This window comes from Pseudomonas sp. PDM20 (assembly GCF_014852575.3).
Classification (GTDB): domain Bacteria; phylum Pseudomonadota; class Gammaproteobacteria; order Pseudomonadales; family Pseudomonadaceae; genus Pseudomonas.
This window is the reverse complement of record NZ_CM181224.1, coordinates 6,610,435-6,631,303: the sequence shown is the minus strand read 5'-3', so window position 1 is coordinate 6,631,303 and position 20,869 is coordinate 6,610,435. Positions and strand designations below refer to the sequence as shown.

Annotated in this window: 20 protein-coding genes; 15 read left to right on the top strand and 5 right to left on the bottom strand. The window is 63.8% G+C overall.

The features are described 5' to 3' along the window. Positions 1–13 precede the first annotated feature (13 nt). The 5 genes from atpD to IB261_RS30385 all read left to right on the top strand — a co-directional run bounded on the left by atpD (position 14) and on the right by IB261_RS30385 (position 4,848). Entirely contained in the window at positions 14–1,390 is a 1,377-nt protein-coding gene (gene atpD / locus IB261_RS30405; protein ID WP_045213787.1) for a F0F1 ATP synthase subunit beta, read from the top strand. A 40-nt stretch (positions 1,391–1,430) separates the two neighbouring features. Further along, a complete protein-coding gene (locus IB261_RS30400; RefSeq protein WP_045213789.1) occupies positions 1,431–1,856 on the top strand; it encodes a F0F1 ATP synthase subunit epsilon in 426 nt (141 codons plus the stop codon). 112 nt (positions 1,857–1,968) lie between these two features. Further along, complete coding sequence (glmU, locus tag IB261_RS30395) at positions 1,969–3,336, top strand: bifunctional UDP-N-acetylglucosamine diphosphorylase/glucosamine-1-phosphate N-acetyltransferase GlmU (RefSeq protein ID WP_192383502.1); 1,368 nt, start codon at positions 1,969–1,971, stop codon at positions 3,334–3,336. Positions 3,337–3,455: 119 nt separating this feature from the next. Then, on the top strand, positions 3,456–4,043 hold the full coding sequence (locus IB261_RS30390) for a MarC family protein (protein ID WP_017518835.1): 588 nt from the start codon (positions 3,456–3,458) through the stop codon (positions 4,041–4,043). A 25-nt stretch (positions 4,044–4,068) separates the two neighbouring features. After that, positions 4,069–4,848 carry an N-acetylmuramoyl-L-alanine amidase gene (locus IB261_RS30385; protein WP_494515535.1) on the top strand — a complete coding sequence of 260 codons (780 nt, stop codon included), beginning with the start codon at positions 4,069–4,071 and terminating at the stop codon, positions 4,846–4,848. On the opposite strand, the gene IB261_RS30380 is transcribed toward IB261_RS30385, so the two are convergent. Beyond that, complete coding sequence (locus IB261_RS30380; protein WP_225606185.1) at positions 4,845–6,632, bottom strand: KinB sensor domain-containing domain; 1,788 nt, start codon at positions 6,630–6,632, stop codon at positions 4,845–4,847. The genes IB261_RS30385 and IB261_RS30380 overlap by 4 nt on opposite strands. Before the next feature lie 2 nt (positions 6,633–6,634). After that, positions 6,635–7,981 carry a sigma-54-dependent response regulator transcription factor AlgB gene (gene algB / locus IB261_RS30375; RefSeq protein ID WP_081518997.1) on the bottom strand — a complete coding sequence of 449 codons (1,347 nt, stop codon included), beginning with the start codon at positions 7,979–7,981 and terminating at the stop codon, positions 6,635–6,637. 228 nt (positions 7,982–8,209) lie between these two features. On the opposite strand from algB, the gene IB261_RS30370 reads away from it, so the two are divergent. From IB261_RS30370 to IB261_RS30350, 5 genes are all read left to right on the top strand, one after another. Continuing rightward, positions 8,210–9,064: a BON domain-containing protein gene (locus IB261_RS30370; protein ID WP_192225660.1), complete on the top strand. Its 855-nt coding sequence runs from the start codon at positions 8,210–8,212 to the stop codon at positions 9,062–9,064. A 33-nt stretch (positions 9,065–9,097) separates the two neighbouring features. Next, on the top strand, positions 9,098–9,532 hold the full coding sequence (locus tag IB261_RS30365) for a ferritin-like domain-containing protein (protein WP_081518999.1): 435 nt from the start codon (positions 9,098–9,100) through the stop codon (positions 9,530–9,532). A 279-nt stretch (positions 9,533–9,811) separates the two neighbouring features. After that, complete coding sequence (locus tag IB261_RS30360; protein WP_151188825.1) at positions 9,812–10,129, top strand: hypothetical protein; 318 nt, start codon at positions 9,812–9,814, stop codon at positions 10,127–10,129. Between the two features lie 177 nt (positions 10,130–10,306). Continuing rightward, the gene (locus IB261_RS30355) at positions 10,307–10,468 is read left to right on the top strand and encodes a DUF1328 domain-containing protein (RefSeq protein ID WP_081519001.1); all 162 of its coding nucleotides are present in this window, start codon (positions 10,307–10,309) and stop codon (positions 10,466–10,468) included. A gap of 38 nt (positions 10,469–10,506) precedes the next feature. After that, positions 10,507–10,977 carry an inhibitor of vertebrate lysozyme family protein gene (locus IB261_RS30350; protein ID WP_081519002.1) on the top strand — a complete coding sequence of 157 codons (471 nt, stop codon included), beginning with the start codon at positions 10,507–10,509 and terminating at the stop codon, positions 10,975–10,977. A gap of 238 nt (positions 10,978–11,215) precedes the next feature. Here the strand turns inward: IB261_RS30350 and IB261_RS30345 are convergent, their stop codons facing one another. Further along, the gene (locus IB261_RS30345; RefSeq protein ID WP_192225662.1) at positions 11,216–11,875 is read right to left on the bottom strand and encodes a DUF3313 domain-containing protein; all 660 of its coding nucleotides are present in this window, start codon (positions 11,873–11,875) and stop codon (positions 11,216–11,218) included. 684 nt (positions 11,876–12,559) lie between these two features. Between IB261_RS30345 and gltP the strand changes: the two genes are divergently transcribed. Then, the gene (gene gltP / locus IB261_RS30340) at positions 12,560–13,909 is read left to right on the top strand and encodes a glutamate/aspartate:proton symporter GltP (protein ID WP_081519004.1); all 1,350 of its coding nucleotides are present in this window, start codon (positions 12,560–12,562) and stop codon (positions 13,907–13,909) included. A 108-nt stretch (positions 13,910–14,017) separates the two neighbouring features. After that, positions 14,018–15,247, top strand: coding sequence for a spore maturation protein (locus IB261_RS30335; RefSeq protein WP_192383505.1), 1,230 nt, complete (start codon positions 14,018–14,020; stop codon positions 15,245–15,247). Here the strand turns inward: IB261_RS30335 and IB261_RS30330 are convergent. Beyond that, positions 15,229–15,885, bottom strand: a complete 657-nt coding sequence (locus IB261_RS30330; RefSeq protein WP_192210495.1) for a S1 family serine peptidase — start codon at positions 15,883–15,885, stop codon at positions 15,229–15,231. The two genes, IB261_RS30335 and IB261_RS30330, sit on opposite strands and share 19 nt — an antisense overlap. Positions 15,886–16,312: 427 nt before the next feature. On the opposite strand from IB261_RS30330, the gene IB261_RS30325 reads away from it, so the two are divergent. After that, positions 16,313–17,602, top strand: a complete 1,290-nt coding sequence (locus IB261_RS30325) for an MFS transporter (RefSeq protein WP_081519007.1) — start codon at positions 16,313–16,315, stop codon at positions 17,600–17,602. A gap of 124 nt (positions 17,603–17,726) precedes the next feature. Continuing rightward, positions 17,727–18,278: a GNAT family N-acetyltransferase gene (locus tag IB261_RS30320; protein ID WP_192383506.1), complete on the top strand. Its 552-nt coding sequence runs from the start codon at positions 17,727–17,729 to the stop codon at positions 18,276–18,278. A gap of 25 nt (positions 18,279–18,303) precedes the next feature. Here the strand turns inward: IB261_RS30320 and IB261_RS30315 are convergent, their stop codons facing one another. After that, positions 18,304–19,677: a M16 family metallopeptidase gene (locus tag IB261_RS30315; protein WP_151188822.1), complete on the bottom strand. Its 1,374-nt coding sequence runs from the start codon at positions 19,675–19,677 to the stop codon at positions 18,304–18,306. A gap of 207 nt (positions 19,678–19,884) precedes the next feature. Here IB261_RS30315 and IB261_RS30310 point away from each other — a divergent pair, with 207 nt between their 5' ends. Beyond that, positions 19,885–20,841 (top strand): NAD-dependent epimerase/dehydratase family protein, encoded by a 957-nt coding sequence (locus IB261_RS30310; protein WP_151188821.1) that lies wholly within the window; start codon positions 19,885–19,887, stop codon positions 20,839–20,841. The last annotated feature ends 28 nt before the right edge of the window (positions 20,842–20,869 follow it).

Sequence of the window (20,869 nt, the reverse complement as noted above, 5' to 3'; positions counted from 1 at the left end):
AGAGGAACCAGACATGAGTAGCGGACGTATCGTTCAAATCATCGGCGCCGTGATCGACGTGGAATTCCCGCGCGATGCCGTGCCGAGCATCTACGAGGCCCTGAAAGTTCAGGGCGTCGAAACCACCCTGGAAGTTCAGCAGCAGCTGGGCGACGGCGTGGTTCGTTCCATTGCGATGGGTTCCACCGAAGGCCTCAAGCGTGGCCTGAACGTGGAAAGCACCGGCGCAGCCATCTCCGTCCCGGTCGGCACCAAGACCCTGGGTCGCATCATGGACGTGCTGGGCAACCCGATCGACGAAGCCGGTCCCATCGGCGAAGAAGAGCGCTGGGGTATTCACCGCGACGCTCCGTCCTACGCTGACCAGGCTGGCGGCAACGACCTGCTCGAAACCGGCATCAAGGTTATCGACCTGGTCTGCCCGTTCGCCAAGGGCGGTAAAGTCGGTCTGTTCGGTGGTGCCGGTGTAGGCAAGACCGTGAACATGATGGAACTGATCCGTAACATCGCCATGGAGCACAGCGGTTACTCTGTGTTCGCTGGTGTGGGTGAGCGTACCCGTGAGGGTAACGACTTCTACCACGAGATGAAGGATTCCGGCGTACTGGACAAGGTAGCCCTGGTTTACGGCCAGATGAACGAGCCGCCGGGCAACCGTCTGCGCGTTGCACTGACCGGCCTGACCATGGCCGAGAAGTTCCGTGACGAAGGCCGTGACGTACTGCTGTTCATCGACAACATCTACCGTTACACCCTCGCCGGTACCGAAGTATCCGCACTGCTGGGCCGTATGCCTTCGGCAGTAGGTTACCAGCCGACCCTGGCCGAAGAGATGGGCGTTCTGCAAGAGCGCATCACCTCCACCAAGAAAGGCTCGATCACCTCGATCCAGGCCGTCTACGTTCCCGCGGACGACCTGACCGACCCGAGCCCGGCGACCACCTTCGCCCACCTGGACGCCACCGTCGTACTGTCCCGTGACATCGCCTCGCTGGGTATCTACCCGGCAGTTGATCCGCTGGACTCGACTTCCCGTCAGCTGGACCCGCTGGTCATCGGCCAGGATCACTACGACACCGCTCGTGGCGTGCAGTACGTTCTGCAGCGCTACAAGGAGCTGAAGGACATCATCGCGATTCTCGGCATGGACGAACTGTCCGAGTCCGACAAGCTGCTGGTGGCCCGTGCTCGTAAGATCCAGCGCTTCCTGTCCCAGCCGTTCTTCGTGGCTGAAGTATTCACCGGCTCGCCGGGCAAATACGTCTCCCTGAAGGACACCATCGCTGGCTTCAAAGGCATCCTCAACGGCGACTACGATCACCTGCCCGAGCAGGCGTTCTACATGGTCGGCGGCATCGAAGAAGCCATCGAGAAAGCGAAGAAGCTGTAATCCGTGCGCCCGGCAACGGGCGCTTACGTGAGGCAAGGGTATGGCTATTACTGTCCACTGCGACATCGTCAGCGCCGAAGCGGAGATCTTCTCCGGTCTGGTCGAGCTGGTCGTAGCGCACGGCTCCCTGGGCGATCTGGGTATCGCTCCGGGCCACGCGCCGCTGATCACCGAGCTCAAGCCGGGTCCGATCCGCCTGGTGAAGCAGGGTGGCGAGCAGGAGGTGTACTACATCTCCGGTGGCTTCCTCGAAGTACAGCCGAGCATGGTCAAGGTTCTCGCCGACACCGTGATTCGCGCAGGTGACCTCGATGAAGCGGCTGCCCAGACCGCACTGAAGGAAGCTGAAAAGGCTCTGCAAGGTAAAGGTGCAGAGTTCGACTACAGCTCCGCCGCAGCCCGCCTGGCCGAAGCCGCAGCGCAACTGCGCACGGTCCAGCAGGTTCGCAAGAAGTACGGCGGCTAAGCCGCGAAGTCCCCAGGGACTTCAGCGTCAAATAGGAAAAGGGTAGCCTTGGCTACCCTTTTTCTTTTTCTACACCCGGGGTTTCCCCGCTCACCAGGACGGTCCCTCACTCATGTCCCTCGAAATCGTCATTCTTGCCGCTGGCCAGGGCACCCGCATGCGCTCGGCACTGCCGAAGGTCCTGCATCCGGTTGCTGGCAAACCGATGCTCGCCCACGTGATCGATATCGCCCGCGGCCTCAGCCCGACGCGAATCCATGTGGTGATTGGCCATGGCGCCGACCTGGTGCGCGAGCGCCTGCAGGCGGATGACCTGAATTTCGTGATCCAGGAGCAGCAGTTGGGCACCGGCCACGCCGTGGCGCAGGCCTCCCCGTTCCTGAGCGCGGACAATGTGCTGATCCTCTACGGCGATGTGCCGCTGATCGAGCAGCCCACCCTGGAGCGGCTGATGGCCCAGGCCACGCCGGAGCAGCTGGCGTTGCTGACCGTCGAGCTGGAAGACCCCACCGGCTACGGACGCATCATTCGCGATGGCGCTGGCGAAGTTCAGGCCATCGTCGAGCAGAAGGACGCCACTGCCGAGCAGCGCGCCATCCGCGAAGGCAATACCGGCATCCTCGCTGCGCCGCGTGAGCGCCTGCTCGGCTGGCTGTCGCGTCTTTCCAACTCCAACGCCCAGGGCGAGTACTACCTCACCGACGTCATTGCCATGGCAGTCGGCGACGGCCTGCGTGTGGCCACCGCCCAACCCGAGGTGGCGATGGAGACCCAGGGCGCCAATGATCGCCTGCAGCTCTCCGAGCTGGAGCGTTTCTTCCAGCAGCGGGTGGCGCGGCGCCTGATGGCCCAGGGCGTGACGCTGATCGATCCGGCGCGCTTCGACGTGCGGGGTGAAGTCAGCGTCGGCCGCGACGTGAGCATCGACATCAACGTGATCCTCGAAGGCCAGGTGGAGATCGAGGACGAAGTACAGATCGGTCCGAACTGCTACATCAAGGACAGCACCTTGCGCCGCGGCGCCATCATCAAGGCCAACTCGCACCTGGAAGGCGCCCACGTCGGCCCCGACAGCGACGTCGGCCCGTTCGCTCGCCTGCGTCCGGGCAGCGTGCTGGAGCGCAAGGTGCATGTGGGTAACTTCGTCGAGCTGAAGAACGCCCACCTGCAGGACGGCGTGAAGGTCGGTCATCTGACTTACCTGGGCGACAGCGAAGTCGGTGCGCGCACCAACATCGGCGCCGGCACCATCACCTGCAACTACGATGGCGCGAACAAATGGCGCACCACCATCGGCGAGGATGTCTTCATCGGCTCCAACAATTCGCTGGTGGCGCCTGTGGATATCGGCACCGGCGCCACGACTGGCGCGGGTTCCACCATCACCGCCGAGGTTCCGGCCGGCACCCTCGGCGTCGGTCGCGCCAAGCAGCGGGTGATCGAGGGCTGGAAGCGCCCGGAAAAGATCAAGAAACCCTGATGCACAAGCCATCGTCCTGTGGGTAAGTTGTTATCCACAGGATGATTGGCTCATTCCGTTATTCACAGGCCATCCCGCAAACCGCGAGGTGCCTCCTTCTCGCTGGAGTTTTCCCGGTCATGCTTGGCGTCGCCATCCTGATCTTTCTGATCACCGACCCGTTCGGCAACATCGCGGTATTCCTCGCCGCCCTCAAGTCCGTCCCCGCCGAACGCCGTCTGAAAGTGGCACTGCGCGAGCTGCTGTTCGCCCTGGGCCTGCTGCTGCTGTTCCTCACCCTGGGCGAACACATCCTCACCGGGTTGGGTCTGTCCAAAGAAGCCACCGGCATCGCCGGGGGCATCATCCTCTTCGTGGTCGCCATGCGCCTGATCTTCCCCACCCCCCAGGGCGTGCTGGGCGACATGCCGGACAACGAGCCGCTGTTCGTGCCGCTGGCCACTCCGGCTGTGGCCGGGCCCTCTGCGCTGGCGATGCTGATCACCCTGCGCAGCACCTACACTGGTCCATTGTGGGAGCTGTATCTCGCGGTGATCCTCGCTTGGGCGGCGACTGCCTTCATCCTGATGCAGGCGGCGTTCCTCCAGCGCTTCCTCGGCCCGCGCGGGCTGATGGCCGTGGAGCGCCTTGCCGGCATGCTGCTGATCATGCTCAGCGTGAACATGCTCCTGCAGAACGTGCGCAGCTTCCTGCACATCGCTGCCTGATGCTCTCCTCCTGAGAACCGCCATGATCCTGCGTGTCCTGACCTTCGCCTTGCTCACCACACTGCTTGCCGGCTGCGCCGACAAGGGCCTGCAGATCGATCGCGAGCATGTGTCGAAGAACCAGGACAGCCGCATCCAGTACGTCATCGTCCACTACACCTCGGCCGATCTGCCGCGCTCGCTGGCGCTGCTGACTCACGGTGAGGTGAGCGCGCACTACCTGATCGGTGACAACCCGGCGACCATCTACCAACTGGTGGACGAGAACCGCCGCGCCTGGCACGCCGGCGCCAGCGAATGGCAGGGGCGTACCTGGCTCAATTCCACCTCCATCGGCATCGAGCTGGTGAACCCCGGCTACCGTGATACCCCGAGCGGGAAGATCTGGTATCCCTACTCGGATGCGCAGATCGATGCACTGATTGCCCTGCTGCGGGATATCACCAAGCGCCAGGGCATCACCCCGGAACACATCCTTGGCCACAGTGACATCGCCCCGCAGCGCAAGGTCGACCCCGGTCCGCTATTCCCCTGGAAGAAGCTCGCCGACGCCGGCCTGATCCCCTGGCCTAAGCCGGGCGAGCTGGCACGCCGCCTGACCGAGCTGAACGGCCAGCTGCCGGCTCCTGGCTGGTTCCAGCAGCAGCTGGCGCGCCACGGTTACGCGGTGCCGCTCGATGGGGTGATGGATGAGGAAACCCGCAATGTGATCGCGGCATTCCAGATGCGCTTCCGCCCGGAGCGCTTCGACGGTGAGCCGGACCTGGAAACCGCCGCGCTGTTGCTGGCGGTACCGACCTCTTAAACCGGCAGCAGCAGGTAGAAGCGCGAGCCCTTGCCCTGTTGAGAACGCAGGGCGATGCGCCCGCCGTGCAGTTGCACGATTTCCCGGCATAGCGCCAGGCCAAGTCCGACGCCGCCTTTCTTGCGGCCCACCTGCACGAAGGGTTCGAAGATGCGTCCTTGCTGGCTCAGCGGGATGCCGTCGCCGCTGTCCTCCACCGCAATCGCCACGCGCTCTTCCTGGCAGCGCGCCTGCAGGCGAATGGTGCCGCCATCGGGTGTATGGCGCAGGGCGTTGCCGATCAGGTTGTCCAGCACTCGCTCGATCTGCGTGCGGTCGATACTGATGGCAGGCAGATCCTCGGCGATCTCCAGATCGAGCTCGATTCGCTTGTCTCCGGCCGGCCCGATGAAGCGCTGGTGAGCCTGGCGCAGCAGGTCGCCGACATCGCAAAGCTGTAGCTCGAGCTTCTGGGTGCCGCTCTGGTAGCGCGAGAAATTCAGCAGATCGTTGATCAGCCGCACCAGGCGGTGCATCTCCTCGTCCACGGTGCGCACCAGGTCGCGTTCGCGGGATTCCTCGGGAAACTTCAGGCGCTCGGCGAGCAGGCCGAAGGCCATGTGCATGCCCGTCATGGGCGTGCGCAGCTCGTGGGAAGCACGCAGTACGAAGTCGTTGCGCACGCGCTCGAAGGCCCGCTGCTCAGTGACGTCGCGTACCACCATGACCGCGCCGATGTTGCGTCCGTCGTCGTGGGTGACCGGCGACATGCCCCAGGTCAGCAGCCGACTCTCGCCGCTTACCTCTACCACCAGGTCCTGCGGGGTTTCCTCCAGCAGGTTGCCGCTCAGGACGCGCTGCACGGCCTGGGTCAGCGCCGGGTTGTTGAGCATCGTGCCCAGTTCCTGAGCCTGTGGATCGCTGTGGGAAAACAGCTGGCGCGTGGCCACCGGATTGGCGTGCTCGATGCGGCCGTGACGGTCGAGGATCACCAGGCCGTCGTCGATGCTGTCGAGTACTGCCAGCAGGCGCTTGCGGCCCGAACCCAGCGCCTCGGTATTGCTCGCGCGGTAAAGCCGCAGGGCTTCGGCCATCAGGCCAAAGCGGCGACTCAGGGACGACATCTCGGAGACGCCGGAAACCGGCAGGGTGACGTCGAAATCACCCTGGCCGATCTTGTCTGCGGCCTTGGCCAGCGTCTCGATCGGCGCGCCGAAGCGGCGGGCGATGCTGTGGGCAGTGATGAAGCCGACCACCAGGATGGCGATGCCGATGAGCCCGAGCAGGCCGCTGACCAGCAGGGTGCGGTCGCGTGCCGAGCGTTCGTCGGCGCTGATGTTCTCCATCGCCCCCTGGTGCAACGCCAGCAGGCGATTGCGCAGAACGTCGAGGGTACGGCTGAGGTCGCTGTCCTCCAGCAGTTCCGGGCGCCCCGGACCGGGCGTGTCGGTTGCCTCGATGAACAGCCGGTGAGCATCGGCGATTTCCGTCATGGCCTGACGCTCACTGCTGGTACGCGCCAGAGCCCGCCCCTGCTCGAGCGCCTGGGCGAAGTGCGTGCGAGCCTGCTCCAGGCGTTCCGGGCTGGGCCGCGCACTGAGTACCTGCACCAGTTCATCGCCCAGCGCCTGGCGCAGACGCTGGCTGACCTCGATGACGTCGAAGTTGCGCTGGATCAGCTGGGCCTGCTCGCGGCCGGTCAGCACCACGCTGAACAGCCCGAGCAGCAGGCCCAGCAGCGCTACCGTGATCAGCGCCGAGATACTCAGGAAGAGTCTCGTGCGCAGCGTCATCGGGATCGGCAGGTTCACAGGCTGTACTGCTTGCGCTTGCGGTAGAGGGTGGAAGCGTCGATCCCCAGAGTCTTGGCGGCCTGGTCGAGGGTGGCGCTGGAGGCCATGACGGCAGCGATGTGGGCTTTCTCCAGTTCCTCCAGGCTCATGGCCTCGCCGATGCGCGGAGCCGAGTTGGTGGTTTGCTCACCGATAGCAAGCTGTTCGACACCGATAAGATCTAGATTGCAGATGATGCTTGCTCTTTCGATCACGTTGCGCAGCTCTCGCACATTCCCCGGCCAGTTATAGCGGCGCAGCAGCGCGCGCGCCTCCTCGGTGAAGCCGCGAGCAGGGCGGCCGTAGTCCTTCACGAAGCGGGCAAGGAAGCGCTCGGCCAGGCCGATGATGTCCTCGGCGCGTTCACGCAGTGGCGGCAGATTCAGCACGATGACGTTCAGACGGTAGAGCAGGTCTTCACGGAAAGTGCCTTGGGCGACCATGCCGGCGAGATCACGGTTGGTGGCGGCGAGGATGCGTACGTCGGCGTTGCGGGTTACCGGATCGCCGATCCGCTCGTATTCCTTGTCCTGGATGAAACGCAGCAATTTCGGCTGCAGGATGAGGGGGAAATCGCCGATCTCGTCAAGGAACAGCGTGCCGCCATCCGCCTGGCTGATGCGCCCGAGGGTGTTTTCGGTCGCGCCGGTGAACGCGCCGCGGCTGTGGCCGAAGAGTTCGCTCTCCATCAGTTCGGCGGAGAGGGAAGGGCAGTTGATGGTCACGCAGGACTTCTTCGCCCGCTTGCTCCAGCCGTGGATGGCTCGCGCCAGCTCACCCTTGCCGGAGCCGGATTCGCCGAGGATGAGGATGTTGGCGTCGGTGGCGGCCACCTGCCTGGCCGTCTCCAGCACGGCGGCCATGGCCGGGCTGTGGGATTCGAGCACGTCGCCCTGCTTGCGCATCTCCCCTTCCAGCGCCTCGATGCGGGCGGTGAGCTGGCGCACTTCGAGCTGCTTGGCGGCGGCCAGGCGCAGCTGGTCGGGGCTGCAGGGCTTCACCAGGTAATCCGCAGCGCCGGCCTGCATGGCATCCACGGCGGTGTCCACGGCCGAATGCGCGGTGACTATCACCACGCGCATCCAGGGCGCCTGTACACGCATCTGCGCCAGCACATCCAGGCCGTTGTCGTCGCCCAGCCGCAGGTCGAGGAAGCACAGGTCGAACACCTGGCGCTGCAACAGGTTCTCCGCCTGCTGCGCGCTGCTGGCGGTGGCCACGCTGTAGCCCTCGTCCTCCAGGCAATAGCGGAACGAGCGCAGGATGGCGGACTCGTCATCGACCAGCAGGATCCGGCCTTGCTGTTCAGGCGTTGCGTCCATTCAGCGATTTCCTCGTTGTGTGATTCGTTGTTGTAAGGGGTGCGATTTTTCTTAGTCCAGGGATTTTCGTGCAAGTTGCAAGAATCTTTTGAGTCCTTCGGGCAGGGTGCACAGTCCGGGTTCTGCACAGACCATTCAACACATTGAATTACAAGAATTTTATCCACAAATCGCACTGGCACGGCGCTTGCGAATCCAATGCTGCACCATCGTTTGACGGAGACCGCCATGCCTGACTCGAAGATCCTTGCCCTCGTCCTGGGTTCCGCACTGCTCACCCTGCAACCGCTGGCCAGCCACGCCGCCGAGGCCGGGCTGAGCGCGCAACTGGCCGAAGCGCGTCAGGAAGGTTCGATCTGGACAGCCATCAACCTCAACCGCGAGCTCAAGCCCTACGCGATCAAGGTGGATGTGGAAAACGGCCGCGCGCAGCTGACCGGCGCCGTGGCCAGTGAAGAACAGAAGGCGCTGGCCGGGCAGATCGCCGGCAGTGTCGAAGGCATTACGGCTGTGGATAACCAGCTGGGGGTCGAGGCTTCGCTGGCTGACGCCCAGAAGGCCGACACCACCAAGGATTCAGGTGTGGTGCAGAAGTGGGACGACGCCACGCTGGCGGCGAAGGTGAAATCCAAGCTGCTGCTGGAGAAACACAGCGAAGGCCTGGATATCAAGGTCACCAGCAAGTCCGGCGCGGTCACCCTCGAAGGCACGGTTGTCAGCGAGGAGGCCAGTCAGCAGGCCGCCCACCTGGCGGCGCAGACCGAAGGCGTCAGCGCTGTGGATAACCGCCTGAAGGTCGATCCGGACGCGTCCTCCACGCAGACATTCGAGAAATCCGTCGGTGATGCCCAGGCCGCCGTGAGCGATGCCTGGATCACCAGCCAGATCAAGGCCGGCATCCTCTCCGCTCATGCGCTGCAGGGGCTGTCCATCGGCGTTTCCACCCGCGACGGCGTGGTCACCCTCAGCGGCCAGGTGCCCAACGCCGACGAACGCCAGCAATTGATTGATTCCGCCCGCAAGACCCGTGGTGTGCGTGAGGTGGACGCCACTGCGCTGAAGGTGGCCGGCCAGGCTGCCTGACTCTTCCACCCTTCCTTTGCAGGAGTACCTGTCATGACTCGAACGACCAGTCAGCTCAATGAACTCATCGAGATTACCCGTGACGGCCAGCGCTTTTACCAGCACGCCATCCAGGAAGTGAAGGATGCCCGGCTGCAGCGGCTGTTCCAATCCATGGCCCAGGCCAAGACCGACGTGATCAACGCCCTGGCCGGCAAGGTCGCCGCCAACCACGACGACCCCGCTACCGGCGGCACGCTGCTGGGCAAGCTGCGTCAGGTCTATGCCGACACCCGCGCGACCCTGGCCAGTGACGAAGGCGCCACCTATGTCGCCCAGCTGGAGGAAACCGAGGACCGCATCCTCCACGCCTTCGAGGACGCCCTGGAGAAAGGCACGCCGGAAACCCAGGCGCTGCTTCGCGCTGAACTGCCCAAGGTACGGGCTTGCCACGACCAGATGAGCCAGCTGAAGCACTCGCTTAAGTGATGCGGTTCACAAGAGCGCAGGGAGGCGCTCCGGCCTCGGGATTGCAAATCGCACGACCCATCCCGGCCCATCGTGCAGGATGCGACAGAAAGGCACCTTGGTACCATGTTCAACTTATTGATTTAAAAGGAAAAAATAAGATTCAACAGACTGGCATGCGGCGTGCAATTCCTACTGCAAGACAGTCAACAGAACCACCCGCGACGGCGAGAACCGGAAAGGCCAAGGAAACCGCCACAAGGTTCGACAGACAGATCGGCGACGGGCAGGAGAAACGGGATGAACAGCGGAACCAACAGCCAAGTGCAAGTCGCGCGTATCGATGTGTGGAGCCGGATCTTCTTCGCCGGTGCCCTCCTGCTGTTGCTGATCAACCAGGTGCAGCTGCAGATGCAGGTTTCCCAAGCCCAGGCCGCCAGCGCATCGGTCGCCTACGTTCCAGCTGTTTCCAACACCCCTGATTTGTACCGCGAAGCCTCGCGTTATCCACAGGCAGCCCCCGCCCGCAACCAGGCCCAGGTGCTGCAACCGCCGCAGGCGCAAACCCAGGCTCAGGTCCAGCCGATGGTTCGCCCGCAGGGCGGCTGGGTGTTCTGAGCCCATGCTTCTGAATCAACGGCTTTCTGAATCGCCGGCAGGCCACTGGCTTGCCCGACAGGTCCGCAGTGCCCGGAAGCGCCCGGGCGGACACCCCTTCCGGAGACTGCCTTGCGATGACTCCGGAGCAGGTACCCGAAGCGGTGCCGTACCGACAACGAGAAGAGGAGAGACCCCATGCTTAGCTGGGCACTGACATTCCTGATCATCGCCATCATCGCCGCGGTCCTGGGCTTCGGTGGCATCGCCGGCGCCGCGACCAGCATCGCCAAGATCCTGTTCGTGATCTTCCTGGTGCTGTTCATCGTGTCCTTCGTCATGGGCCGTCGCCGGGGCTGACGCCGCGGATCGGTGGAAGTTGAACAAGGAGCGTAGCGATGAGTTTTACCCGCAATCTGCTGCTGACGGCTGTACTGCTCGGCGCCGGGGCCCAGGCCCTGGCCGCCGAGGCGGACAAGGACGCGCAGTACCGCCTGAACGAGCTGGTGGCCAGTGACCCGCAGTACCGCGACACCTGGCAATCGGTGGTCAAGGACGAGAGCCGGCTGCCCGACTGGGTGATGAACCTCAGTGGCACCGCGACGCCGATGCAGGCGGTGGACGAGCAGGGCGACAAGTACCTGGTCGGCGAGTTGTGCGAAGCGCACAACTGCTCCGCCCATCGGCTGTACGTGGCTTTTACCTGGGACAAGGACAAGGCCTACGCGCTTTACGTGAAGGTTCCGGAGAATCTTCCGGCGGACAAGTCGCCGAGCAAGCACGCCAGTTTCCGCTGGCTGGGTGAGCCGGACGATTCGGTGAAACGGATCCTCGACGACCAGCTCAAGAGTGATCCGAACTGGTACTGACCCTACCAGCAGAGAGTTTCCGAGATACGCGTGCCCAGAAGGCGTACGCACGGCCAGGGGGCCGGGATGTTCGGGATGCGTCAGGTCCTGAATGACCCAGGGGTACAGGGGGTACCTCCGCATCAAGCGGGCCGGGCCAGGCAAAGCCTCCGGAACCGACGCGGGATTCTCGCGCCGGCTCCGGAGCGCTTCATTTCATGCGGCGGCTTTCATGCAGAAGCGGGCATGCAGCAGCGGATCATGGCTTGAAGTTGGCCGCGTCGCGCGCCCAGCCATCGAGTACCGGTTTCAGGTCCGTCAGATTCAGGTGAGTGCTGGTGTTCTCCAGTGTCTTGCCCGCGCCCTTGCGCACTACCTTGGCGACCGGTTTGCTGGTCGCGCCATCCAGAGCCTCAAATTCCACGTAGACCTCGGTGTCCTGGTCGCGGGTGCCAATCGCCGTGGTCGTCGCGGCCACCACCAGGGCAATCGGGATCACCTCATAGGCTTTTAGGCCTTCGGTGGAGATGTTCACCCCGGTGATCGCGGTGCGCAGCACCAGGGTGTCGCGATCAGCCTGCTGGACGATGCGGTAACGACTGCCCAGTTGCAGCTCGACCTGCTTCTTAAGGTAATCGGGGATTTCGTTGAGGGTTTTCTGGTCGATGTTCTCGTTCGGCTTGGGCGGCGGGTAGTAGACCGGCCGCTCGACCAGTACCGAGCTGTAGTTCTGCAGCTTCAGCTCCGGGTCGACCCAGCGCAGCACCGGCTGTCCGCTGGGGGACGTGGCGGGCTTGAGTTGCGAGTAGTCGCCGAGGAAGCCCGAGTACTGCGAGGCGTCCGGTTTCTGGCTGGAGCAGCCGGCCAGCGCCAGGGCGCCAGTGAAAAGCAGGGTGGGTACTACGTAGCGTCGCGTCATAGAGCGTCCTTATTCAGAGTGTCACCGCGTTGTGCTTTCACCACACATTCAACAACCCGTTGCTACCCGGCTGTCGCGGTCATGGCGGCAGGGTATCCGCACGCTCGCTCGAAGCCGGTTGAACTTCACTGATGTCAGTCAATTCGGAGTGCTGTGGAAACGTCTTACAATCACTCGCCGATTCCCGTCGGTTGATTTACCTGACCTGTCGGGAACCAGCCACCGCCACAATGAAGAGCGGAATCCGGCGACTTATCCACAGGAGCGCCCGCATTCCCGCCAGCCTTGCAGTCGAAGGGCCCTTTGCTCGCCCTCGGCCATCCCTGACGGTCTCCGGACGGCGACCGTACATCCGGTAACAAGAAGCCGCGACCCGAACGTCCCGATCTTCCTGACCGATCAATCCGGGCCATTGATGGCCGATTTGCTCCAAGCCTAGACGGCTTTGAACAGCGCTGCGTGACAGGCGTTGAGGAACCTGTGTCATGCAGAAAATCAAGGGTCTCACGACCTGGAACCAAGGTTTCAGATGCCTTTTCCTATGCCGATTGTGCATGGGGTAGGCGTTTCCGGCATTAGACGGGAAAAGGGCGGGTCGGAATCATGCGCCCCTTTTTTCGCTGGCCGTCGGCATCCCGATGGCTCGGCGACCCCGACTTCCACAAGAATCAAGGGTGACTCACTATGGGCAAAGCCAAGCTCAGCCTCGCCTGGCAGATCCTCATCGGCCTGGTACTCGGAATCGCACTGGGCGCCGCGCTCAACCACTTCAGCGCGGAAAAGGCCTGGTGGATCAGCAATATCCTCCAGCCGGCGGGCGACATCTTCATCCGCCTGATCAAGATGATCGTCGTACCGATCGTGATTTCCTCGCTCATCGTCGGCATCGCCGGCATGGGTGATGCGAAGAAACTCGGCCGCATCGGCCTGAAGACCATCATCTATTTCGAAATCATCACCACGGTCGCCATCGTCGTCGGCCTGCTGCTGGCGAACATCTTCCAGCCCGGCGCCGGCATCGACATGAGCACCCTGGGTACTGTGGACATCTCCCAGTACGCGCAGACCGCCAAGGAAGTCGAACACCACCACGCGTTCATCGAGACGATCCTCAACCTGATCCCGTCGAACATATTCGCGGCCATGGCCCGTGGCGAGATGCTGCCGATCATCTTCTTCTCGGTGATGTTCGGCCTGGGCCTGTCCTCGCTGCCGGCGCCGACCCGCGAGCCGCTGGTGAAGATGTTCCAGGGCGTGGCCGAGGCCATGTTCCGCGTCACCCACATGATCATGCGCTACGCCCCCATCGGCGTGTTCGCGCTGATCGCGGTGACGGTCGCCAACTTCGGCTTCGCCTCGCTGCTGCCGCTGGCCAAGCTGGTGGTCCTGGTGTACTTCGCCATCGCCTTCTTCGCCTTCATGGTGCTGGGCCTGGCCGCACGCCTGTTCGGCTTCTCGATCATCAAGCTGATGCGCATCTTCAAGGACGAGCTGGTCCTGGCCTACTCCACTGCCAGCTCCGAGACCGTGCTGCCGCGCATCATCGAGAAGATGGAAGCCTACGGCGCACCCAAGGCGGTGAGCAGCTTCGTGGTGCCCACCGGCTACTCGTTCAACCTCGATGGCTCGACCCTGTACCAGAGCATCGCGGCGATCTTCATCGCCCAGCTCTACGGCATCGACCTGTCCATCGGCCAGCAGCTGATGCTGGTGCTGACCCTGATGGTCACCTCCAAGGGCATCGCCGGCGTGCCGGGCGTTTCCTTCGTGGTGCTGCTGGCGACCCTGGGCAGCGTGGGCATTCCGCTGGAAGGCCTGGCCTTCATCGCCGGCGTTGACCGCATCATGGACATGGCGCGCACCGCGCTGAATGTGATCGGCAACGCCCTCGCGGTCCTGGTGATCTCCAAGTGGGAAGGCGTGTACGACGCACAGAAAGGCGCCCGCTACTGGGAAGCCATGCGCAACGGCCGTGTCGAACAATTCCTCGAGGGGGAAGGTTCCGACAGCAAAGAAAGCCCGGCCATGCATTGACCTGCAAGGGTTAGCCACAAGGCCCCGGTTTCGTCCGGGGCCTTGTCGTTTCTGGCGTAGGACTGGCCCGTGCCGCTATCATCGCGGCCATTCCAAGGGGGACATCGCATGCTCAACGGCCTGTGGCTGGGCTTTTTCATCGTCGCGGCGGTCACCGCGCTTTCCCGCTGGCTGCTGGGTGGCGAGGCCACCGTGTTCGCCGCCATGGTGGAAAGCCTGTTCGCCATGGCCAAGCTGTCGGTAGAGGTCATGGTGCTGCTGTTCGGCACCCTGACGCTGTGGCTGGGCTTCCTGCGCATCGCCGAGAAGGCCGGGTTGGTGGAGAAGCTCGCGGTGCTGCTCGGCCCGCTGTTCCGTCGCCTGATGCCCGAAGTGCCCGCTGGCCACCCGGTCATCGGCCTGATCACCCTGAACTTCGCCGCCAACGGCCTGGGCCTGGACAACGCCGCTACGCCCATCGGCCTGAAGGCGATGAAGGCGCTGCAGGAGCTCAACCCCGGCAGCACCACCGCGAGCAACGCGCAGATTCTCTTCCTGGTGCTCAACGCCTCGTCGCTGACCCTGCTGCCAGTGACCATCTTCATGTACCGCGCCCAGCAAGGCGCGGTGGACCCGACCCTGGTATTCCTGCCGATCCTGCTGGCGACCAGCGCCTCCACACTGGTCGGCCTGCTCAGCGTGGCGGTGATGCAGCGCCTGCGCCTGTGGGACCCGGTAGTGCTGGCGTACCTGATTCCCGGTGCGCTGGCGCTGGGTGCCTTCATGGCACTGCTGGCGGGACTGTCCTCCGCCGCGCTGGCGCAGCTGTCCTCGTTGCTGGGCAACCTGACGCTGTTCGGCATCATCATGCTGTTCCTCGTCGTCGGCTGGCTGAAGAAGGTGCCGGTGTACGAAACCTTCGTCGACGGTGCGAAGGAAGGCTTCGACGTCGCCAAGAGCCTGCTGCCCTACCTGGTCGCAATGCTTTGCGCAGTCGGCGTGCTGCGCGCCTCTGGTGCCCTGGAGATAGCGCTGGACGGCATCCGCTGGGTGGTGGAAGGCGTGGGCTGGGACACCCGCTTTGTCGATGCGCTGCCCACCGCCCTGGTCAAGCCATTCTCCGGCAGCGCCGCGCGGGCAATGCTGCTGGAGACCATGCAATCCCATGGCGTGGACAGCTTCCCGGCCCTGGTAGCCGCTACCGTGCAGGGTAGTACCGAGACCACCTTCTACGTGCTCGCCGTGTACTTCGGCGCGGTCGGCATCCAGCGTGCCCGCCATGCCGTGGGCTGCGCGCTGCTGGCGGACCTGGCCGGCGTACTGGCGTCCATCGGCGTCTGCTACTGGTTCTTCGCCTGAAGCGCGTGAGCGGCCTTGCGCACCGACTGGGCCTGGAACAGCAACCACTCGCGCTGGATCACGCTATAGGGCACGAACACGCTCAGGCGTGACATACCGGCCAGCTCCGGGCGGTTCGCCGGCGGCCGGAAGCCTGCCTGGAAGCCGATGTTGATCCCCAGCACGCTGCCGTCGCTGCCGATCAGCGGCCCGCCGGACATGCCCTTGGCGATGGCCGCGTCGTGCACGCCGTAGCGTTCGCCGCTGGCCGAACCGTCATCGACAAAGGGCACCGGCCAGATCTTGCCCATGCTGCTCATCGGAATCAGCAAAGAACTGCTGCCCAGCGCCGTGACCACCTCGCCAGCGCGGAACTGGCGCCATTGCGGCAGCGCACCGTCAGCCTTGTGCGCGATGAACAGCAGGTCGCAGCCGGTACTGCAGCGATAGGCCTGGTTGCGCAGGAACGGCGTATGAGCGGCGGTCACGGCGTAATCGGCATTCCATTGCACCGCCGAGGCGACGATGAAGCCCGGAATCGGTGGTCCGGAGAGGACGGTGAAGTAGCGCTCCGTCAGGCGGCCATCGGTTTCCGGCGAGACCCAGCCGTTGCAGCCGGCCAGGGAACACAGCAACAAAATTCCCCATAGATTCTTCATGTGAAAGCTCTCCCTTTTTTGTGGGAAAGCTAACTTCTAATTAGGGAAATTTCTTATATAAAAATAAGATTCTTACTTGCGATATTTCATTGGGAATTATCTTGAATAATGAAAGTTTCCTACAGTTAATTGTGTAGGAAGTTAAATATGTAAAGGGTCAAGTAACTTATCTATTGATTTGAATATATTTGGAAGAATGAGAGCTCTATCGCTAAACACAGTCTTCCGACGAGCGGTCACGAAGCTTTCGCCAATCTTTCAATTCCAGTAAATATGGGCCTTTCAGCCATTTTCTGATTGTCGAGCCGAGGCTTTTACACATAGGGTTACAAATCAATCGCCCATCCAGTGCCTGCCTGCCGCGGATGGGGATCATCGATTTCCCTGCCGGGAAGTCCCCCGTGTAACAGCCCTGAGTGATGTTCTTATGGCCTCGAACAACTCCAAAGCCAAAGCCGTCTTCCGTGTGGTGAGTGGCAACTTCCTCGAGATGTATGACTTCATGGTGTATGGCTTCTATGCCACCGCCATTGCCAAGACCTTCTTCCCCGGCGATGACCCCTTCGCCTCCCTGATGCTGTCGCTGGCGACCTTCGGCGCCGGTTTCCTGATGCGCCCGCTCGGCGCCATCTTCCTTGGCGCCTATATCGACCGCCACGGCCGCCGCCAGGGGCTGATCATCACGCTGGGCCTGATGGCCATGGGCACCCTGCTGATCGCCTTCGTCCCGGGCTACGCCACGCTCGGTGTGGCAGCGCCGCTGCTGGTGCTGTTCGGCCGGCTGCTGCAGGGCTTCTCCGCTGGCGTCGAGCTGGGCGGCGTGTCGGTGTACCTGGCGGAAATCGCCACCCCCGGCAAGCGCGGCTTCTTCGTCAGCTGGCAGTCGGCGAGCCAACAGGTTGCGGTGGTCTTCGCCGGCCTGCTGGGGGTGATCCTCAACCACTGGCTGAGCCCGCAGGACATGGGCGAATGGGGCTGGCGCGTGCCCTTCTTCGTCGGCTGCCTGATCGTCCCGGCGCTGTTCATCATCCGCCGCTCGCTGGAGGAAACCCCCGAGTTCCAGCAGCGCAAGCATCGTCCGACCCTGAGCCAGGTGCTGCGCTCCATCGGCCAGAACTTCGGCCTGGTGCTGGCCGGCACCGCCATGGTGGTGATGACCACCGTGTCCTTCTACCTGATCACCGCCTACACCCCGACCTTCGGCAAGAACGAACTGCACCTGTCGGACTTCGACAGCCTGCTGGTGACCATGTGCGTGGGTCTGTCCAACTTCATCTGGTTGCCGCTGATGGGCGCGGTATCCGACCGTATCGGGCGCAAGCCGCTGCTGCTGACCGCCACCGTGCTGGCGCTGGTCACCGCCTACCCGATGCTGTCCTGGCTGGTGGCCGAGCCGAGCTTCGCGCGCCTGCTGGAAGTGGAGCTGTGGCTGTCCTTCCTCTATGGCAGCTACAACGGCGCGATGGTCGTCGCGCTCACCGAGATCATGCCGGCGGACGTGCGCACCACCGGCTTCTCCCTGGCCTACAGCCTGGCGACCGCGACCTTTGGCGGTTTCACCCCCGCGGTCTGCACCTGGCTTATCCACACCCTGGACAACAAGGCCGCGCCGGGCATCTGGCTCAGCGGTGCAGCGGCCCTGGGCCTGCTCGCCACCCTGGTGCTGTTCCGCAAGGGCGCCCGCGTGCGCCCCGGGGCCCTGGCCGCCAGCGCCTGAGTTCAGCTGCGACGTTCTGCCCTAGTACGGTTCCGGGCGGCATTGACCCAGGTCAGGCCCGCCCGGCATCCGTGGGAGAAGGATAGGGTCATCCCAATCCCTCTTCGCCAGCGGAGAACGCGTCATGATGACCCACACCACCGCCGAGCTCGCAGCCCTCGGGGCTGTTGGCGCCGATCACTGGATAGAAACCCTCGACGACGGCAGCCATGTGCTGATCCGCCCGTTGCGCGCGGAAGATCGCGAGCGCGAACGCCTGTTCCTCGAGCGCCTGTCCCCGATGACCCGCAAGTTCCGCTTCCATGGCGAAGTGAAGATCGACGACAAGCTGCTCGATCGCCTCATGGATGTCGACTACCAGACCACCATGGCCTTCATCGCCCTGACCCATGTGGATGGCGAACTGCGCGAAGTCGGCATCAGCCGTTACGCGGCTGTGGATAACCAGCAGTGCGAATGCGCGGTGACCGTCGCCGACGAGTTCAAGCAACTGGGCCTCGGTCTTGCGCTGATGCGCCACCTGATCGACGTGGCCAAGCGCAACGGTTTCCACCAGATGTACTCGATCGACTCGTCCATGGACCGCGACATGCGTGACATGGCGTGCGAGCTGGGCTTCCGCGCCCAGGTCGACCCGGATGATTCCTGCCAGGTCATCCGCCGCCTCGCACTCTGAAGCCTGAAGGCGTTCCGACGGGGTTTCAGCCCCGTCGGCGCCACAGCGCCAGCCCCACCAGTACTGCCAGCAACACCGCGCCCAGCGCCGCCAGCGGATAGACCATGTCGTCATCCAGCAGTGGTTTCTCGATGCGCAGATAACCCTCATCCTTGAACAACTGCTTCGCCACGTCGTTGGCGTGGGCCAGGCTGACCTTCGCCAGGCGCTTGTCCTCGTCCGGGAACTTGCCGTCGTCAAAGTCCGCCAGCGCGCCCCAGTAGTAATCCGCCAGTGTCGAATTGCCCGGCGTGCTCCAGGCCAGTTGCGCCCGCGCCACGCGCTGGATGCGGGCAAAGCGCTGAGGGTCGAGGCCGTCGTGGCGGATCTTTTCCACCAGCTCCCTCAGGGCCTTTTGCGCCACCTCCTGCTCATCCCGCTCGACATTCGCGTTGAGGCTCATGAAGCCCTGGTTGGCCCAGGCGGTGCGTTCGCTCCAGGGGCCGTACGACAGCTCGCGGCGTACGCGAAGCTCGGTGTAGAGCGCATCGTTCAGGTAGGCCTGCAGCAGGTCTAGCGTGGCGCCGTCGGCATCCTCGGGCTCGGGGAATATCCAGTGCAGGACTGCACTTTCGCCGAACAACCCGGTGGTCAGGCTGCGCTGGCGCTCGGCGGCTTTCTTCATTTGCGGCAGGTCGCGGCGCTCCGGCGTGTCGTGATCGACGAGAGCGCCATAGGTGCGGCCCAGGTAGACCGGCAGGCGCGGGTCGAGGTCGCCGACGATGATCAGGGTCATGTTGCTGGGGACGTACCAGTCCTTGCGCAGCTGCTCCAGCTGGGCCTGGGTGAGGTTATCCACAGGCGCGCGCTCATCGCAGGACAGCCCCAGCTCCACGGCCAGTTGTTCCTGGCCGGCGCGGCTGACGTTCTGGTGATCCAGCCAGCGCTGCAGGTGCGAATAGTGGCCGCCATCCTCGCGCACCAGCACCTGCTTGGCGGAGTCGATCTTGCGCTGGTCGAGCTGGGTGCGGGTGATGATTTCCAGCAGCAGGTCCAGCACCTGGCGCTGGGTGGCCGCGGGGGATTCGACGACGAAGGCGGTGTCGCCCTCGCTGGTGTAGGCGTTCCACTGACCGCCCAGGGCCTGCATGCGCGCTTCGAGGTCGGCCTCGTCGCCGCCGTCCAGGCCGCTGAAGAACAGGTGCTCCATCAGGTGCGGAAGCTGCCGGTCGCGGCAACTGAAATCGCTGAAGCCGACACCGACGATCAGGCGGATCGACACGTGGCCCTTCTCGCGGGTGGGCTTGAACAGCACGCCCATGCCGTTCGCCAACTGGTAGGCCTCGACCGTCTGTCGCTGGTCCGCATGGGACCAGGCGCTGAGCAGCAGGGACAACAGGGGGACGAACAACCAACGCATGAGCGGTGTGCCTGAACGCAAAGCCGTGAGGATAGCGGATTGACCGGCGCGAACCCACCGCGTTCAACCTTTGTCGGGTGGCATCTTCGGTCATGGGCACTGGCTTGCATGGTCACTGTCGCTGCCGGACCACGACACTACGCTCAGATCATCTAACCTCACTGATGGACCCGTTGTTCGTTCCGCGCGGAGCGATCTGGAGGCTACATGCGTGTCCTGGTTACCGGCGCCGCGGGAATTCTCGGGCAGAGCCTGCTCAATGAGCTTGCTGTTCAGCATCTGGACTGGACGCTCATTGCCGCCGATATGCAGCGGATCAAGTCCCAGGGCCTGCGGCCGAACATCGAGCCGGTAGCGCTGGACCTCAGCGTGGCCGCCAATACGCGGGCCTGCGTGGAACACTGGAAGCCCGACGCGATCGTGCATTTGGCCGCGGTCGTGAATCCGCCGCGGGAGATGACGCCGCAGAAGCGCCATGCCATCGAGGTCGGCGGCACCCGCGCGCTGATTGAAGCGGCGCGGGACACCGGCGTCCAGCAGCTGATTGTGACCAGTTCCGGCGCCGCCTATGGCTTCCACCGCGACAACGCCGAATGGATCGACGAATCGCATCCACTTCGCGGCCATCCCCACCTGCTCCACGCCCGCTGCAAGCAGGAGATCGAGCAACTGCTGGCCAGCGCACGGGAGCGTTATCCACAGCTCAAGCAGCTGATCCTGCGCCCCGGAACCATTCTCGGCCGGCGTGTGCATAACCCGTTGGCCGAGCTGTTTGCCCGACCCACCCTGGTGGGAGTGCTCGGGCATCGCAGCCGCTTCGTGTTCATCTGGGACCAGGACGTGGTGAACGTGATCCGCCAGGGGCTGGAACGCGGCAGTGAGGGAATCTACAACCTCGCCGGTGACGGCGCATTGTCCATGCGCGAGATCGCCGGCCTGCTCAACAAACCCTACCGGCCAATGCCGGCAAGCCTGATGCGCGTAGGGTTGGGGCTGCTCAAGCCGCTGGGGCTGTCGCGCTTCGGGCCCGAGCAGGTGGACTACCTGCGCTACCGGCCGGTGCTGGACAACCGTCGGCTGAAAGAAGAGTTCGGTTACGAACCGCGCTACTCCAGCCGCGAGGCGTTCCTGGCCTATCTGGCCGCGCGGGGCCCGAACGGCTGATTCGCGGTTCTGTGGAAAACCTGTAGAC

Coding starts and splice junctions, on each gene's coding strand:
- algB (WP_081518997.1), bottom strand. CDS start 7,981: ATGGACGCAACGCCTGAACAGCAAGGCCGGATCCTGCTGGTCGATGAC.
- glmU (WP_192383502.1), top strand. CDS start 1,969: ATGTCCCTCGAAATCGTCATTCTTGCCGCTGGCCAGGGCACCCGCATG.
- IB261_RS30320 (WP_192383506.1), top strand. CDS start 17,727: ATGATGACCCACACCACCGCCGAGCTCGCAGCCCTCGGGGCTGTTGGC.
- IB261_RS30350 (WP_081519002.1), top strand. CDS start 10,507: ATGAGTTTTACCCGCAATCTGCTGCTGACGGCTGTACTGCTCGGCGCC.
- gltP (WP_081519004.1), top strand. CDS start 12,560: ATGGGCAAAGCCAAGCTCAGCCTCGCCTGGCAGATCCTCATCGGCCTG.
- IB261_RS30365 (WP_081518999.1), top strand. CDS start 9,098: ATGACTCGAACGACCAGTCAGCTCAATGAACTCATCGAGATTACCCGT.
- IB261_RS30355 (WP_081519001.1), top strand. CDS start 10,307: ATGCTTAGCTGGGCACTGACATTCCTGATCATCGCCATCATCGCCGCG.
- atpD (WP_045213787.1), top strand. CDS start 14: ATGAGTAGCGGACGTATCGTTCAAATCATCGGCGCCGTGATCGACGTG.
- IB261_RS30390 (WP_017518835.1), top strand. CDS start 3,456: ATGCTTGGCGTCGCCATCCTGATCTTTCTGATCACCGACCCGTTCGGC.
- IB261_RS30360 (WP_151188825.1), top strand. CDS start 9,812: ATGAACAGCGGAACCAACAGCCAAGTGCAAGTCGCGCGTATCGATGTG.
- IB261_RS30335 (WP_192383505.1), top strand. CDS start 14,018: ATGCTCAACGGCCTGTGGCTGGGCTTTTTCATCGTCGCGGCGGTCACC.
- IB261_RS30370 (WP_192225660.1), top strand. CDS start 8,210: ATGCCTGACTCGAAGATCCTTGCCCTCGTCCTGGGTTCCGCACTGCTC.
- IB261_RS30325 (WP_081519007.1), top strand. CDS start 16,313: ATGGCCTCGAACAACTCCAAAGCCAAAGCCGTCTTCCGTGTGGTGAGT.
- IB261_RS30310 (WP_151188821.1), top strand. CDS start 19,885: ATGCGTGTCCTGGTTACCGGCGCCGCGGGAATTCTCGGGCAGAGCCTG.
- IB261_RS30330 (WP_192210495.1), bottom strand. CDS start 15,885: ATGAAGAATCTATGGGGAATTTTGTTGCTGTGTTCCCTGGCCGGCTGC.
- IB261_RS30315 (WP_151188822.1), bottom strand. CDS start 19,677: ATGCGTTGGTTGTTCGTCCCCCTGTTGTCCCTGCTGCTCAGCGCCTGG.
- IB261_RS30400 (WP_045213789.1), top strand. CDS start 1,431: ATGGCTATTACTGTCCACTGCGACATCGTCAGCGCCGAAGCGGAGATC.
- IB261_RS30345 (WP_192225662.1), bottom strand. CDS start 11,875: ATGACGCGACGCTACGTAGTACCCACCCTGCTTTTCACTGGCGCCCTG.